We start from the raw sequence: 15,304 nt of genomic DNA, 5'->3' as shown, positions 1-15,304 counted from the left end.
TAGATACGTCTCGCCGTCAGATCTGGACATGGCTGCGGATCTCGCGGGCCAGCGCTGCTTGGGCGTCGTCGTCGGCAGCGAGGATGCCGTTTTCGCCCATGACGGCGTGGAACTGTTGCTGGTGGTATGGCACGCCTGGTGGCAGGGGTGCCAGGTGCCAGTGCAGGTGTGCGTTGCCTTGCTGGCTGCCCAGGCTCATCGAGTACATGCGCTCGGTGGGCACGGTCGCTGCGATGGCTCGCGCGACGGCGTGCGCCACGCTCTGGAATCGGAGGAATTCCGGCGGTTCCATGTCCTGCACCCAGCTTTCCAGGTGCCGTTGGGCGCGACGAGGCAGTAGCCGAGCAGCGTCGGATAGCGGTTGAGGAAGGCGAGGGTCAGCATCATGGGCCTATGTATGTCCGGGCAGTTGCTTCTGGCCCTGGCGTTCGGCAAATTCGACATGAGTACCGGCGATATCTCGCTGCTGGCCATGATGCTGGGCATTGTGGTGGCACCAAGGCGTTCCCCGCGCTCATCGTGGCACTTGCCTGGCGAGCCAACCCGGCAGCGCGAGCCACCGTATACGCCCGGATCGATCCGTCAACGGGAATCCACATCACCCAGGGACCCAGCTCCGTCGTTCACACCTGGCCAGCAGTGCGACGCGTACGAGAAACGAAAAACCTCTTCCTCGTCGAACTCGGCACCATCAAAGGATTCAGCATCGTCCTACCGAAACGCAGCCTCGCCACCCCCGAACAGATGACATACCTACGGCACCTGTTCCAACCCTTCACGGCCCACAAGTGATCAGGAAACGCACCGGCGACGGTCACCGTCACTCCTATACTTCCCAATACACGCAGGTTGGCGGCCACACTCCTGATAACACGAACGCCTAAACCTCTACCCGCAAGGGAGCGTGCACATGGGAGCGAACTGGCGGTGATCGTTCCCGAAGTGCCCTATCGAGACGGCCATCGATGCTGGGGTATGTATCAGAACGTCAGATCTCGACTACAGAACATCGAGCCCTCGCGTGGTTTCGATCACTTTACGGTTCGAGCACCGGCGTAGCACGGTGTCTGATTATTTGGACATTTCAGGATTCAGTCGCACTTGAATCCCTGTCAGCAAACTCAGAGGGACATACATCAGCGTCTTGTTGTGCTACCATTCGCTGCCCTAAGCGGGGGTGGCAGATATCTGCCATGGCACGGGGAGAAGCATTGACAGGCGCACCTATACGTAGTGCTATGAATAGAGCACCACGTGTGCTGAACGGGATTCACGGGAGCGCCCACCGGCCCGCTGCGGCGCGCCCCGTAGCCGTGTACGACACGGTCGTCGTCGTCCCGGCCCGCGATGAGGAAGTTGGGATTCTCACTTCCTTGAAGTCGTTGCACAGGCAAACCCGCCGCCCGGACCTCATCGTTGTGATTGTCAACAACTCGACCGATCGCACCGAGAGCTACGCCGCCCAGTTTGCGGGTGATCCCCAAACGCCTCCGACTGTCGTTCTCAACCTGCGCAACAATCCGCACAAGAAGGCCGGTGCGCTTAACTATGGCCTCGAGTGGCTGCGGCAGCAGGTGGGTGGAAAACTGAACACCTCGGTCAAACACATCCTTGCAATGGATGCCGACACCGAGCTGCACCCGAAGTTTATTGAGCGCGCCATCAACGTGATGGCTTCCGACCTGGATATCGGAGGCGTCAGTGCCGTGTGTCTTGGCCGCTTCAACCTATGGCGCAATCCGTGGCAGCGGTTCCTGCTCGGAATGCAGATCATTGAGTACGGCCGAGCGGCCAACTCGCGTTATCGCAGCGACGTCCACACCATGTCAGGAGCCGGATCTTTCTACCGGGCGGCGGCGCTGCAAGAGCTGATCGATTCACGAGGTCACGTCTTCTGGGAGGATCACCGCAACCTGGTCGAAGACTACGAGACCACGCTCGCGCTCAAAGAAGCCGGTTGGAAGGTGACCGCCAACCAGCTGTGCGTCGCGTACACGGATCTCATGCCGACCCTGCGTCAGCTGCTTCAGCAGCGAGAGCGCTGGACCCGCGGAACGGTGGATGCCCTACGCCGGCGAGGATGGACCAAGTTCACCTGGCACGCCATCGTGACGACGGTTCTCGGAATCGTCGGTGCCGCCTACCTCCTCGGTTGGGGTTCCTCGCAGCTTGCCGCGGCGTTTGCGCACGGCTTCGCTCAGCAGCCAATCTTCTGGTTCCTGCTGGCGTTCTGGATCATCTATCCCGCCCTGCGAGTGCGCAACCTCGGCTGGAAGGCGATGCTGGTCGAAGCATTACTCGTCCCCGAACTGGTGTACACCATAGTGCGTACCTACTGGCTCGTCTCATCCATCTTGAAGTCGTATTTCACACGCGTTTCAGCGTGGAAGTAGACGAACGCGGATGAACTCACTCAAGGGATTGGGCGCTTTTGTGGCGCTGGCGGGAATCGCCGTGGCCGTGAACTACGTGGCCAAGATGGACTTGATCGTTCTTGCCGTGACAGTCGTGACGATTATCACGTCAGTTTTCATCTATGCGGCTTCCAAGAAGCGCCTCCGCAAGGACAAGCGGATCGCTGCGAGCCCTAACAGTGCCTACACCGTGGTGCTTCAGGTTCCTGATGAAGCTTACAAAGGCATGCGACGGACAGCCTCCAGTCGCCTCCGCAGGTACGCACTCGCGATACTGCCAGTGGTCATTGTTGCAGCCGCCGGTTCATTCTATGCCATGGGTAAAATGCCCATATTGTTCGCCGGCAACGAGGCTGCAGCCATCCCGCTGACCGTCCGCTACAGAACAGACACGCCGGACGCAAAGGCGGGCAAGCCATGGCTAGAGGTCATCAACACCTCTGCCAAAACGGTAGTGCTTGCCGATGTGAAGCTGCGGTACTACTTCAGCGCAGACGGCTCCTCGTACGGTGCGAACTGTTTTCAGACAGCTCTCCGATGTTCAAATATCACGCACACGATCGGGGAGCCGTCCAAGTCGGCACCGGGAGCTGACCGTTATCTCATGGTCGGATTCACGTCCGACGCCGGCAGCCTGGCGCCCGGGCAAACCACCCAGGGCATCGGACTGCAGTTTTACCGACTTGACCACAAGACAATGAACCAGCAGAACGACCACTCGTTCGACGCGAAGGTCACCCATTATGCGCCATCAAAGTCGGTGACCGCATACGTACGTGGCGCGCTCAGCTGGGGTGAAGAGCCGGGCCCGCACGACTCCGAGGCCCTCACGTCTCCGCCCGCCGTAACCGGGCTGCCTGCTGGGGTCATGTTCGACAACTTCCACTACACCGGTCCCTCGGATCCCGCGCTGGCAGCTAACGGCTGGAAATCTCGCACGGAGGGGGGCGGCCCGGGGATCCTCGGTTCCTGGTCGCCCGACGCGATCAGCTTCCCCGCCGATGAGACCGCCATGGGAGGGCAGGCTCTTCAACTGCGGACCAGCACTGACGGAACCAAACGCGGCACCCGGCAGGCCGAACTGCTCAGCACGGGCGATGTCTTCTCCGAGGGGACACTCGCCGCTCGGATCTACATCAACGATAAACCGGGCGATGGACGCAATGGCGACCATATCAACGAAACCTTCTGCGCGATCTCATCATCGCCGTCATCGCCGAAATACAGTGAACTCGACTTCGAATATCAGCCTAACGGTGGTTGGGGAGCGAAGGGCCCCAAACTCGACCTCACGAGCTGGCGCAGCGCAAAGCAAGGCGACCGGGCCACCCGCGCCGTCGTGGGAAACCTACAGGGCTGGCACATTGTGATGCTCACCGTCGACAAGGGAGCCGTCACCTACTCAGTCGATGGTCGTAAGGTATTCAGCAGCAGCGGTAAGACGTATCCCCGTGAGCTGATGCGCGTCCAATTCAGCACCTGGCTCGTTGATCTGCCCTTCGCCGGAAAGCGCACGTGGGACATGCGGGTCAACTGGATCTACTCCAAGGCCAAAGAGGCGATGTCCTTGGCCGACGTCGAGAAGAGTGTGAAAGACCTGTACGCCGGAGGCGTCAACAACGCCCACACCACGTCTCATCGCTGAGGTTTTCTGCCGCGCACGCACGCGAGGATCGGGAGCCCAGTGGACTCGTCACCATTGGGCTCCCAGGCGCCGCACATACCGTCACGTCACGTGAGCCGTTCGATCTAGTCACCACCGCTTGCCCGCAGATCGGCCTACCGGCTACGCGTCAACGCGGCGGCTGTGGTGCCCGTGCAGCGCCGGAGACCGTACGGGCCACACGAAGATCGGGAGCATCTCGCGCAACACAACCTGGCCAGCGGGTAAACGACTCGCGTCCTTGGCTCGTTGGGCCAGGCGCCGCCGGGCCGCCGCGTCCGTGACCGTCGAACCGGCACGCACATTCAGGACTGCCTGATACCGCTGCTCCGTCACGCTGATCTCCACCAACACTCGGCGGAGTGTCGCGCACGTCCTGATACCGATCCGTCACGCAGGTCATGAGACCCGAAAAAGCCCGACAAAATTGTGCCACCGACGAGGATCGTTTACGCCTGGGTCGCGGTCTTCTGCTTGAGGCCCTAGACCGGGCAGCAAGTTCGGGATCCGGGTCGCGGCTATTCAGGGTTACCGAGCGGTCGCATGGCCGTTCAGGTGAGTGCGACATGACCAAGTTCCCGCCCGCTTCTCCTCCGGGAGGAGGTATCCGTTGACCACGGAATGTAATGGGATTCATGGCAACGGTGGGCTACGCGGTGAGGGGTCTAAAGGTGTTGGTCGCTTCCTTCGAGGCAACGCCCCGGAGCCTGGTCCGGGCCTACCGCGCATGCCATCGCCTCTTGCACCGAGCGCTCGTCGGCGGTTGCCTCATGCTTGTCCTGCTGGGGTTGCTGGGCGACCGATCCGCCATTCTCGCCGCTGTAATCATGTTCGTTCTCTACGAGCTTGTCATTCGGACGCAGATGCGTGGCTACCGTTGCACGGGAACGGTCACCGTGACGATCGACGAGAGTGCCTATCACGTGTCCGCGCCGGGGCGGAGCAGCCGCCGGGAGTGGTCGACGTTCTCGAAGGTCCAACGCAGGGGCGACTTCTGGGTTCTCCGCGTCTCTCGCCTGGCTGCGATGGCGTTGCCGGCCACCGCGCTCACCGATCAGCAGACAGCGGAGTTCGTTGCTCTGATGCGGGACAAGTCACTCATGTGACGCCGCTCCTTGCAGGTGGAATGAGTGCAGCGATTCCAGGGTCGATCATGTCGCGAGTCATTGGCGGATGTGCGGCAGTTCTAGAAACCTTTGTTGTCAGGCGTCTGGTCTCTATCGGTGAGTCCCGCCTGTTCCTCGCAGCGACGAGGAGCTGCGGTTCGCCCCTCAGCGGAGCCGACGCCAGATGTGTCTGCCGAGGTCGCCAAAGGCGCCGGCCGCGAGCGTCCAGCCCACCAGCCGCAGCCACAGACTGTCCTGGCTGGCGGCGAAACCCAGACCGGTGACGATGTACGCAACATCGGCCCACCAAGCAGTCAGAGCTGGCAGACCCGCGGCCTTCATCGCTTGCCGGAACGGATCGCGTCCGATGGTCGCCCGAAACACCGCCGCGAGCTGGATCCTGCTGAACTCGCCGCGTCGTACGGCCTCAGCCACCTCCGGGAGCACGTTCACAACGCTCGCCAGCTCCGCATCCGATAGAACAGCGACCAGCGGACGAGGCGGACCGACTCGCAACGTCACCATTACCGTCCCGCTCGTGCTTGGGGAAACAGCCCATACCTCCTCCACGCGCTGCACCTTAACGGCACACGACACCGGGGACCAGATGCGCTCTCAGACCGCGCCTGGCGCCGCGGTGTCGCGGATCAGTTGGCGGACCTGTGTCGCACATCAGCCGACGGAGGACAAGGTGGTTCGGGCTTGGCAGGTTGGACGGGACAGGTGCGACCGAATCGGCGATGCGAGGCTGGGCCCCTCCCCTACCGTCGTGGACGGCTGCAATCCCGGTGCTGCACAGACGGGCGATCGGGTGGCGGGCACCGGGAGTTCCCGTCACTCGCGCCCGTACCAAAGCCTCTCGGCGGTTTGGCGACCGCCCCATGAGGTCAGACGCTGCACCACCAGCTCAGCCGTGGCGTGATCACGGCGGGACATGAGAAACGGTGGCACGAGACAGCGATGACATCGGCATGGCTTGAACGGGCCCGGCGCACGACGCCCTGGCGGGTCTTCATTCGGGGCTGTCAGGCGTGGTTTGCCGGTGCGGCTGTAATTGGCGCTGGCATCGGTTTGCACGCGTTTGGGGGCGCCCAACAAGCTGATCGATGTGGTGGTGCTGGCCGGCTTTGACATCGCGTTCATCAGCTTCGGCCCCGCCTTCGTCTGCATGGCGATTCTGCAGGCTCAGAACTACCAAATGTTCAATGCCCACAGCACGAAGGTCGCAGCGGCATTGGGAAGAGATCTCTTCCGGTTGCACGCGCCGCCGCCCTTCGTGGAGGCGCCCTGGCCCCCGCCCCAGTGGCAGCCGACGCACATCGAAGGCTTCGGCGGCGACCGCAGCAGTTCTGCCTCCGGCGGGTAGGGCCTCCGGCCCTACGACCCGGACGCAGCCTCCGGCGGCCAGGGCTACCCGCCCTGGACCCGGGCGACTCTGGGATGCCCAAGATCGTCGGCGACCCATCGCGCACCGAAGGCAACCAGACCGCGCCTGCCTGGTCCAGGTCGGTCGTCCAGTGGGGCGCTCCACCTGGACCAGGCAGGCGCGGCCCGGCAGAGCGAGGCTTGCGCGACGGGATGCCAGCACCTGCCGAAGGCAAGTGCTGGGGAGTGAGCGGGGAGTGGATCTTGCATTCGGGCCCGTACAGGCCCCGAGCCCGACACCAGCCAACGCCTTGACCAGCGCAGACAAGCAGACGACCACCATGATCCAGACTTCGGGCCTAATTCGGGACAAAGAGCCCGCAAGTTCAGCGTCCCTAGAGTGGCCCCCTGAGGCCAAAGTGGGACCGCATGCTACGGCTAGGACGACCTCCCACGGTGCATCCTGAGTCCCGATGCACGTGCACTGACCAGCGGGATCCGCGAACCAACGTTATGGGGGTCAAGCGCTGTTGACCTTGAAGGTAAGAATCGATGAATGAGAGACGCGGAACGCCTGCCCCGCCGGCCTAGCGATCGGCACAAGACCGGCAACCCCGGGTTGGCTTTCCTTGTCTGCGTGGCCTGGTACGGCGCAGTCGCCTCGGCGTTTCTGTGGTACGTCGATCGGCAACCTGTGGCCGCCTCTGCGGCGTGCGATGACAGCATGTGCTTCTCGGATCGAGGCGGCTGGCTTATGTTCGGCCTCTTCGTCGGGGCTCCGACGTTGTTGGTGTCGGGGCTCGTCAGCCTCCTTGTGCTCGGGATCCTGGCCGCCAAGACCGAAATCAAGTCGGCGACCATCCTCGGGTCGCTGGCGGCGTTGCCCGCGTTGTTGCCCATTGCGTGGTTAGTGGCCGCCGTCACCCAGTGAAAGCGGGTCCCTGGGGGCCCACACCCGATCGACGCCGCAGCGCCGCTGTGCTCGCCCTGAAGTCGCAGGCCATCCGCTGCCGAGGCGGGCTCACGCGACAGCAACCACGCCGCACGACCTCGGACCGGTGCAACTGGCACCCGGTGGCCGGCCCAGAGGAGCGGGCACCATCGCGGACCGAGCTCGTGTCTCCTAATCCGGTGGTTCGACCCGGCCGACAGGGGGTCGGCGAGCAGCTGCCCCACCGCGTCCGGCGTCGCACTGGCACAGCACACCACCCACCGGCATGCCGCTCGTGGGAGAAATCTGGGAGACGATCTTGCAGAACTCCCCACAGCAACTCCCCCAGACCAACGACGGCCAACGCTCTGAGCGGCACGTATAGCCAGACATGCACATCGCAGATCGATCTTGACCAATTTGACACAGAAGAGGTCATCGGTTCGGGCCATCCGACTTGGCGCACTGCCGAGCCCTCCGCGGCTGGGGCCGGCTGTCCGCCCCCAGCCCCTCGCTGGCAAAGATCATCCGGCCCAGATATGGCCCAACCCGGCCTGGAAAGCAGCGTGAAACGACGGCAATCGATGACAGGCGACGAAGCAGGTCACCGGCCCACCTCGCCGAGTTCTGGCAGCCAGGCGCCGTTCCCTGATTGGTTCGAGATGTACTACAACGTCTGACGTGTTCTAGCCCGCTGACCTACGGTTTTGGCTGACGCCGAGATCGCGGCGACAACGCGCCAAGCGGCGGTCACTGCTGGCTCCCGGCCAGTGTGACCGCCGCTTGCGTTCTGCCGAGCGCGCGGATCCAGGTTGGCGACGAGCCGCTCACCGAGGTCGCCCGCTTGATGGGTTGCACCTTGGCTTCAGGTCAGCTCGCCGGGTGTGTCCATTGCGGGTCTCGGCCGCTGAGCGCCAAAGCTTTGTCGAAGACCGCGCCGCCGTCGGCGACGGAAAGCGGCGCCGCATAGATTCCCATCTGCCGCCCCTGTTCGCCCATGTCGGCGACAAACCGGTGGGCAAGTTCCGCGACGTCGTCGTCGCACCGGTAGTCCTGTCCGGTGGCCCGAGCCAGGTCCCACCCGTGGATCGCCAGGTCGCTGGCGAGCATGCTCGCGATCATCAGGGACGGCATCGCCATGTCGCCCATGGTCACAGTCCCGTCCCATGCCGTCGCATCCGCCCAGGCCCCCACCGCGGCACGGCCTTCCTCATCGAAACGGTCGGCCCACCCCTGCGACGACATCAGGTCCTGGGCCCACAACTCACCCTGCACGGCCTCGCGCCGGCCGGCGAGGCTGAGCGCGGAGACGACCTGCAGCAGGTGGTTTGTCAGCGTGCGTACGTCCCAGTCCTGACACGGGGTCGGCCCGCCGAACTGCTCCGGCTTGACGCCCCGCACCACGGCCGCCGCCCCGGCGACCGATTTCTCCAACACTCCGTAAGGTTGCATAAGCGCACGCTAGGCGCGGTCCCGCGGCTGGTCTTGAAAAAACACGACGCCAAACGATCTTGGTAACCTGCACCCGTGCCGGCCATCCTCAACCACGGCGCAGGACAGGAAAAGTTCCAGTTCACCGCCCCCGCAGCCGCGGCAGCGCTGCACCCGTTCGTGGCCCACTACTGGATTGTCGCCTGGGACCTGCGCGGCCAAGACCCCTACCGACAGCAGGTCCTGCCCTACCCGGCCGTGAACATGACGTTCAAGCCCGGCCGCTGCCGAATCGCCGGAGTGCCCCGCGGCCAGTTCTCCGAGATCCTCCACGACGCCGGCAGAGTCTTCGGCGTGCGCTTCCGCCCTGGCGGCTTCCGGCCCTTCCTCGGCGCGCCCGTCTCCTCCATCACCGACCGCTACCTACCCGTCGATGCCGTCTTCGGCCCGCCCGGAAGCGAGGTCGCCGACTCCATCCTCGCCGCCGACGACCCGACCGCGGTGACGCTCATGGACCAGTTCCTCACCGAACGGGCACCCCCGCACGCTGACCCCACCGCCGAACTGGTTGCCGCCATCGTCGCCCGCACGGCGGACGAGCCCGGGATCACTCGCGTCGACGACCTGGCCCGTGAATCCGGCCTCAGCATGCGCCGGCTACAACGCTTGTTCGCCGACTACGTCGGCGTCAGCCCGAAATGGGTCATCCGCCGCCACCGGCTCCACGAAGCCGCCGCCCGAGCCGCGCACGGCACCCGCCTCGACCTCGTCGCGCTCGCCGCCGAGCTCGGCTACAGCGACCAAGCCCACCTCACCCGCGACTTCACCAGCATCATCGGCCAGCCACCCGCCCAATACACCCAAGCGCAGTAAACCGGCTTGCCCTCGTGCACAGCGAGCAAGCCATCGACCGGCCGAGCGCGAAGCTTGCGCGACGGGCCCCGGCTGCAGCGGCGGTCACGCCCGGGTTCCCCGGCGCGGCCGCCGCGTCGTCGTTCCCGTGGTCATGTCGCCGGGCCTGCGCTCGCAGCCCTCGCTGCGCTCGGTGCACTCGCCACGCGGGCGTCCCCGAACAGGTGGCAGAACGCACTGTTCCGGCGCGGAACAGAACCCTGCATAAAGTAAATATATGCATGAATTGGCGGTCCGCCGGGCGACGATCCGGCGTGGAGTTCGCTGGGGCGCGATCGTGGCCGTGCTGGCGCTCGTCGCCGCCGGCGTCAGCGTGGACCGGCTCTACTCCACCGGGCAGCACACCCGCACGGACCTGCTCGCGGTCGGCCGGCTGGCGCAGCAACTGCGCCAGGAGCTGGACCACGGCGACGTGCCGGCGGCACAGCGCATCCTGGCGGACCTCCGGACGCACGCGCACGCCGCGCGGTCCGCGACCGAGGGCCCGCTGTGGGGGCTCGGTTCCCGCCTGCCGCGCGTCGGCCCCGACATGGCCGCGGTGGCGACCGTGGCCAGGGTCGTCGACGATCTGGCCGAGCACGGCCTGCCCGAGCTGCTCGGCCTCGCGAACGCCGTCGACCCGGCACGGCTGGCGCCCCGGAACGGGACCGTCCGGCTGGCCGGCCTGACCCCGCTGACCGCGCAGGTCGATGCCGCGGGCGGGGCCGTCCGGTCCGCGCTCGATGAGCTTTCGACCATCCCCACGGGACGGCTCGCACCGCAGCTTTCGGCGGCGATCGCCGAGTTGCGTACGGGTCTGGAACGTGCCGCCGCGGACATCGGCACCGCCGCCCGGGCGATCCGGCTGCTGCCGCCGATGCTGGGGTACGGCGGCCCCCGTACGTATCTGATCCTGTTCCAGAATCTCGCAGAGGTCCGCGCGACCGGCGGCATGCCCGGGGCCTTCGCCACGGTCCGCGCCGACCGGGGTGGCATGCGGGTCCTGCGGACCGGTGCGACCTCCAGCGAGATGCACGCCTTCTATCCGCCGGTGGCCCGCCTGGACCCGGACCTGCGCGGACTCTACGGGGACCTGCCCGCCGTCTACCCCGCGGACGTGAACCTCACGCCCGACTTTCCGACGGCCGCGACGCTGATCCGCGAGATGTACCGGCAGCGCACCGGCCTGCGCGTCGACGGTGTCATCGCCGTGGATCCGGTGGCGCTGTCGCTGATCCTGCAGGCCACCGGGCCGGTCCCGGTCCGCGGAGGATGGACGCTGACCGCCGGCAACGCGGTACGCGTGCTCCTGTCCGATGTCTACCAGCGTCTCGGCACCCAGGCCGGCCAGGACCGGTTCTTCCTGGACGCCGCCAACGCGGTATTCGGGACACTGCTGCGCGGCCGGATCTCGCCGCGGCCCGCGCTGGCCGCTCTGGCGCGCGCCGCCGGGGAGCGGCGGATCCTGCTGTGGAGCGCGCATCCCGCGGAGCAGCGGCTGCTGGACACGACGGTGCTGGCGGGTGCGTTGCCGGCGGACGACGGCGCCGCACCGACCGTGGGCGTTTTCCTCAACGACGGCAGCGGCGCCAAGCTCGGGTACTACCTGCGGCACACGGCGGAGCTGAGTGAGACGTGCCCGGCCGGCGGGGCGCGGGAGCTGCACCTGCGGGTCACGCTCGCGTCGAGCGCACCGTCGCACGGGCTGGCCCGGTCGGTGCTCGGACTGGGCCTGGCCGGCGACCCGTACACGATGCGTACGCATGTGATGGTGTTCAGCCCGACCGGAGGCGACATCGTGGACGCGGCACGCGACGGTCGCCCGGTGTCGTGGGCGGTCGGGGCCGAGCGGGGCCGGGTCGTCGGCAAGGTGACCGTGGATCTGCGGCCGGGGGCACGGCAGACGCTGGATTTCCACCTGGTGGCCGGCACCCCGCCCGCCTCCGTTGCGTGGGCGCCCGCGCGGCTGCGGAGCACGCCCGGGCTAACAATCGGAAATACCCAGACCAATGAATTTTTACCCTGCTAACTTTCGTCAAAGTGGATGTTATCGGTACAAGGGGGTCATCGTGCGCTCGCTCCGTCTTCTCCTGCCCCTCGCTGCGGCGGTCGGCACGGTGCTTGCCGGGCCGACCGCGGCGTCAGCCGCGCCGTACGTGCCGGGCGTCGCACCCACGGTGGTGGCGCCTGCGGCCGTGCCGGCGGGGGCGCCCGTCAGCATCCGGGGGACCGGGTTCATTCCGCTCGAGACGGTCCAGATCTCCCAGGGCAGCACGCTGATCGGCTCGACCAGCGCCACCGCCGGCGGAGACTTCACGTTCACGGTCCCGGCCTCGATCACCAACCTGGTGGCGGGCGGCGTGCTGAGCCTCACGGCGACCGGGGTGAGTTCGGGCACCGTCACCGGGTTCACGGTCCGCGTGACACCGCTGGCCGGCGGCGGGGCGGGCAACCCCGGCGGACAGGGCAGCGGCGAGCAGGGCAACGGTGGCCCGACCGGTGGCGGGCAGGGCAACCGGCTTCCGGTCACGGGCATCGACGGCGGTCGGCTCGTCGGCGAGATGGCCGGCGGTGCCGCCATCGCGGCCACCGGCGCGTTCCTGTTCTGGATCGCCGCCCCGGGCCGTCGTCGGCGTCGGCAGCAGCCCTGATCTCCAGGGCCCGCTAGATGAAGATCGTGGAGAGCTGCGTGTCGAGTGCGGACACCGCGATGTCCGGGTCGTACTGGCCGCCGAGCAGGTAGACGCCGAGTCCTTCCATGGCAGCGAGCAGACCCGCCGCCGCGTGCGTGGGGTGCAGCCCGGCCGGGCTGTCACCGGCGGCCTGCGCGGCGCGGATCTGCTCGGCGATGAACCCGACCATCTGGTCGGTGTCCGCCCGCATCCGGGCCGCGGCGGCGGGGCGCACGGCGATGTAGGCGAGGAACGCCAGGGCGACGCGGCCGTCGGCGCGCCGCTGCTCGTCGAGCGGCAGCAGCTCCACGAGGATCGTGCGGACCAGCGCGTACGGCGTCAACGGCTGGGCGAGCGCCTCGACCGCCGCGGTGACGCGGGCCTCGTTGCGTTCCTTGATCACCTCCAGGGCGAAGCCCATCATCTCGTCCTTGGTGGCGAAGTAGTGCTGCACCATGCCCGAGGTCACGCCCGCCTCGGCGGCCACATGCCGCAGACTGACCGCTTCCAGCCCGCTCGTGGCGGCGACCCGCATCAGCGCGTCCGCGATCAAGGTACGGCGCGCCTGGTGGTCGACCCTCTTCGGCATTCCCCCATGCTTTCACATTGCAGTCGCATTGACATGGATCGGGCGCCGCCTTTAAGATTGCGACTGCAATGCGAAGGGGAGGACTCCGATGTCGCTGCTGCGCAAGATCGTCGCGTACGAGTGGGCCATGTGGCGCAGCCTCTGCCGCTGGATCCTCCGCCGGCCGCTGCCGCTGGAGGCGGGTGCCAAGCCGTTCAGTTACCTCGGAGCGGTCAACGCCATCCTGTGGGCGTTCATCGTGCTGTCCGCGGTCGAGATCCCGATCTTCGACCTCATCCTGCGGCACGTCCTGCCGTGGGAGCACCTACGCCGTACCGTGCTGGTCCTCGGGATCTACGGCCTGCTCTGGATGATCGGCCTGATGGCGATGCTGCGCATGCACCCCCACGTCGCGGGCCCAGCCGGCCTGCGCATCCGCAACGGCGCCACCTTCGAACTCCTCGTCCCGTGGGACGCGGTCGCGTCGGCGCGCGGGCGGTACCGGTCGCTGCCGTCCAGCCGCACGGTCCACCTGGAGGAGGACGCTTCAGGCACGGTGCTGAGCATCGGCGCCGGCCGCCAGACCAGCGTCGACCTGGTGTTGCGTCAGCCCGTGGCGTTCGACCTGCCCAGCGGGCGCGCCGAAAACGTCACCGAGGTGCGGCTCTACGCCGACCAGCCGGACGCCCTGGTCGCCCTCGCCCGCCGCAACGCCCCGGACCCCGCCACTCCGCGCTGAGCCCCGGGAGCCGGTCAGTGCGCGTCGGCGCTCTCCGGGGCGAGGAAACTCTCCGGCGTGCGCGGGCGCAGGACTGCCCGGTACCGGCGGACCAGCCACACCGCGAGCACGACCAGCGCGGCGGTCATCAGCACGGAACCCTGCGTCTTGGTGGCCAGCGCCCAGTTGTACCCGTCCGGGATCGCCAGCGTCGCCGCGACCGCACACGGCACCAGCACCCAGCGGGTGAACGTCGCCTCGCTCCGCGACCAGGTCGCGGCGAGCACCGCCAGCGGCCAGATCGCGTACCACGGGTGGAACACCGGGGCCAGCACCACGGTCATCGCCAGGGCCAGCCCGGCGCCGAGCAGAGCGTCACCCCGGCGGGCCAGCCACCACAACGCCACCAGCGCGGGGACCAGCAACACCGTGGCGATCAGCCGGACCGCGGGCAGCGCATCGACGTGGACGCCGAACACGGCCACGAACCGGGTCAGGGTCACCCCCACCGCGGTCGACGGCGAGGTCCACTCCACGGTGTCGCCGCTGCGCAGCAGGCCGTACGCCCAGCCCACGCCGCGCCCCGAGAGCAACGACAACGCGGCCAGGGCCCCGAGTGCGCCACCGCCGACCGCCGCGGCGGGCCGCACCAGCGCCCGCAACGACACCCCGCGCGGCACCGCCGCCAGCACCGCGAACGGCAGCACCACGATCGCGGTCGCCTTGACCCCCAGCGCGAGACCGAGCAGCGCACCGCCCAGCACGAGCGCCGCCGAACGGGGCAGCAGCGGCGCCACCGCCGGCTTGGCCCCGGCGTCCGGACGGGAGGCCACCAGCGCCAGACCCGCCACCAGCAGGCCGATCATTACCGCGTCGTTGTGCGCCCCGGACACCAGGTGCACCAGCACGAGCGGGCAGGCCAGCACGGTCCACGTGGCCGTCGTGGGCGACACCCCGGCGCGCCGGGCCAGCACGGGCACCCCGGCCGCGATCAGCACCACCCCGGCGACCGCGATCAGGCGGAACATGGCGACGATGCCCACCAGGTTGCCGCCGACCCGCACCGCGGCCGCCGACAACAGCAGGAACAGCGGACCGTACGGGGCGGGCGAATCGCGCCACGCCTGCGACACCGAGCTGATCCACGGGCAGCCGAACACCTGGGCGCTGGTCCCGTACGGGTCACCGCCGGCCAGCTGGACGTAGCCCTGGCAGGCGTACGAGTAGACGTCCTCACTGCCCAGCGGTAGGAACGCCAGCAGGGGCAGCGCCCACAGCCCCGCCGTCACCATGGCCCACCGGGTCGACGGCACGACCTTGCGCCCGAACCACCACGCGACGATCAGCAGCGTGGTGCCCGCCACCCAGCACACCGGCAGCAGAACCCCGAGGTCACCCCGCAGCATCTTCACCACGTTGTAGGCGTGGCCGCGCAGGAGTTCCGCACCACCCAGATAGGCGCAGATCGCTGTCAGCAGGCTGCCGACCAGGCCGAGATAGCGGACCGTACGGGGGGTGAGCATGCGCGTCAGGATACGAGACAGC

At 67.2% G+C, this 15,304-nt stretch carries 15 protein-coding genes; 10 read left to right on the top strand and 5 right to left on the bottom strand.

Translation table 11 applies throughout. The features are described 5' to 3' along the window. Positions 1–16: 16 nt before the first annotated feature. Positions 17–292: a hypothetical protein gene (locus ACMCNK_RS31375; protein WP_412739946.1), complete on the bottom strand. Its 276-nt coding sequence runs from the start codon at positions 290–292 to the stop codon at positions 17–19. A gap of 101 nt (positions 293–393) precedes the next feature. Here ACMCNK_RS31375 and ACMCNK_RS31370 point away from each other — a divergent pair, with 101 nt between their 5' ends. From ACMCNK_RS31370 to ACMCNK_RS31355, 4 genes are all read left to right on the top strand, one after another. Then, positions 394–792, top strand: a complete 399-nt coding sequence (locus tag ACMCNK_RS31370; RefSeq protein WP_412739945.1) for a YcxB family protein — start codon at positions 394–396, stop codon at positions 790–792. A 521-nt stretch (positions 793–1,313) separates the two neighbouring features. Continuing rightward, on the top strand, positions 1,314–2,393 hold the full coding sequence (locus ACMCNK_RS31365; RefSeq protein WP_412739944.1) for a glycosyltransferase family 2 protein: 1,080 nt from the start codon (positions 1,314–1,316) through the stop codon (positions 2,391–2,393). Between the two features lie 10 nt (positions 2,394–2,403). Further along, positions 2,404–4,059 carry a cellulose binding domain-containing protein gene (locus ACMCNK_RS31360; RefSeq protein ID WP_412739943.1) on the top strand — a complete coding sequence of 552 codons (1,656 nt, stop codon included), beginning with the start codon at positions 2,404–2,406 and terminating at the stop codon, positions 4,057–4,059. Between the two features lie 788 nt (positions 4,060–4,847). Next, positions 4,848–5,183, top strand: a complete 336-nt coding sequence (locus tag ACMCNK_RS31355; RefSeq protein WP_412739942.1) for a YcxB family protein — start codon at positions 4,848–4,850, stop codon at positions 5,181–5,183. Between the two features lie 165 nt (positions 5,184–5,348). On the opposite strand, the gene ACMCNK_RS31350 is transcribed toward ACMCNK_RS31355, so the two are convergent. Further along, a complete protein-coding gene (locus tag ACMCNK_RS31350) occupies positions 5,349–5,753 on the bottom strand; it encodes a hypothetical protein (protein WP_412739941.1) in 405 nt (134 codons plus the stop codon). 484 nt (positions 5,754–6,237) lie between these two features. Here ACMCNK_RS31350 and ACMCNK_RS31345 point away from each other — a divergent pair, with 484 nt between their 5' ends. Together ACMCNK_RS31345 and ACMCNK_RS31340 are read left to right on the top strand one after the other, a co-directional pair. Then, entirely contained in the window at positions 6,238–6,549 is a 312-nt protein-coding gene (locus ACMCNK_RS31345) for a hypothetical protein (RefSeq protein WP_412739940.1), read from the top strand. 555 nt (positions 6,550–7,104) lie between these two features. After that, on the top strand, positions 7,105–7,479 hold the full coding sequence (locus ACMCNK_RS31340; protein ID WP_412739939.1) for a hypothetical protein: 375 nt from the start codon (positions 7,105–7,107) through the stop codon (positions 7,477–7,479). 870 nt (positions 7,480–8,349) lie between these two features. Here ACMCNK_RS31340 and ACMCNK_RS31335 read toward each other — a convergent pair. Next, positions 8,350–8,916, bottom strand: a complete 567-nt coding sequence (locus ACMCNK_RS31335; protein WP_412739938.1) for a TIGR03086 family metal-binding protein — start codon at positions 8,914–8,916, stop codon at positions 8,350–8,352. Positions 8,917–9,006: 90 nt separating this feature from the next. Between ACMCNK_RS31335 and ACMCNK_RS31330 the strand changes: the two genes are divergently transcribed. The 3 genes from ACMCNK_RS31330 to ACMCNK_RS31320 all read left to right on the top strand — a co-directional run bounded on the left by ACMCNK_RS31330 (position 9,007) and on the right by ACMCNK_RS31320 (position 12,452). Next, on the top strand, positions 9,007–9,783 hold the full coding sequence (locus ACMCNK_RS31330; RefSeq protein WP_412739937.1) for a DUF6597 domain-containing transcriptional factor: 777 nt from the start codon (positions 9,007–9,009) through the stop codon (positions 9,781–9,783). A 256-nt stretch (positions 9,784–10,039) separates the two neighbouring features. Beyond that, positions 10,040–11,830 carry a DUF4012 domain-containing protein gene (locus ACMCNK_RS31325; protein WP_412739936.1) on the top strand — a complete coding sequence of 597 codons (1,791 nt, stop codon included), beginning with the start codon at positions 10,040–10,042 and terminating at the stop codon, positions 11,828–11,830. Between the two features lie 40 nt (positions 11,831–11,870). Further along, a complete protein-coding gene (locus ACMCNK_RS31320; protein ID WP_412739935.1) occupies positions 11,871–12,452 on the top strand; it encodes a hypothetical protein in 582 nt (193 codons plus the stop codon). A 13-nt stretch (positions 12,453–12,465) separates the two neighbouring features. Here ACMCNK_RS31320 and ACMCNK_RS31315 read toward each other — a convergent pair whose 3' ends face one another. Beyond that, positions 12,466–13,062 (bottom strand): TetR/AcrR family transcriptional regulator, encoded by a 597-nt coding sequence (locus ACMCNK_RS31315; protein ID WP_412739934.1) that lies wholly within the window; start codon positions 13,060–13,062, stop codon positions 12,466–12,468. 88 nt (positions 13,063–13,150) lie between these two features. Between ACMCNK_RS31315 and ACMCNK_RS31310 the strand changes: the two genes are divergently transcribed. Beyond that, positions 13,151–13,780, top strand: coding sequence for a hypothetical protein (locus ACMCNK_RS31310; RefSeq protein ID WP_412739933.1), 630 nt, complete (start codon positions 13,151–13,153; stop codon positions 13,778–13,780). Between the two features lie 14 nt (positions 13,781–13,794). Here the strand turns inward: ACMCNK_RS31310 and mptB are convergent, their stop codons facing one another. Next, positions 13,795–15,282 carry a polyprenol phosphomannose-dependent alpha 1,6 mannosyltransferase MptB gene (gene mptB, locus ACMCNK_RS31305; protein WP_412739932.1) on the bottom strand — a complete coding sequence of 496 codons (1,488 nt, stop codon included), beginning with the start codon at positions 15,280–15,282 and terminating at the stop codon, positions 13,795–13,797. Positions 15,283–15,304: the final 22 nt, after the last annotated feature.

Source organism: Krasilnikovia sp. MM14-A1259, assembly GCF_047159535.1.
Lineage (GTDB): Bacteria > Actinomycetota > Actinomycetes > Mycobacteriales > Micromonosporaceae > Actinoplanes.
This window is presented reverse-complemented; position numbering and strand designations above follow the sequence as displayed.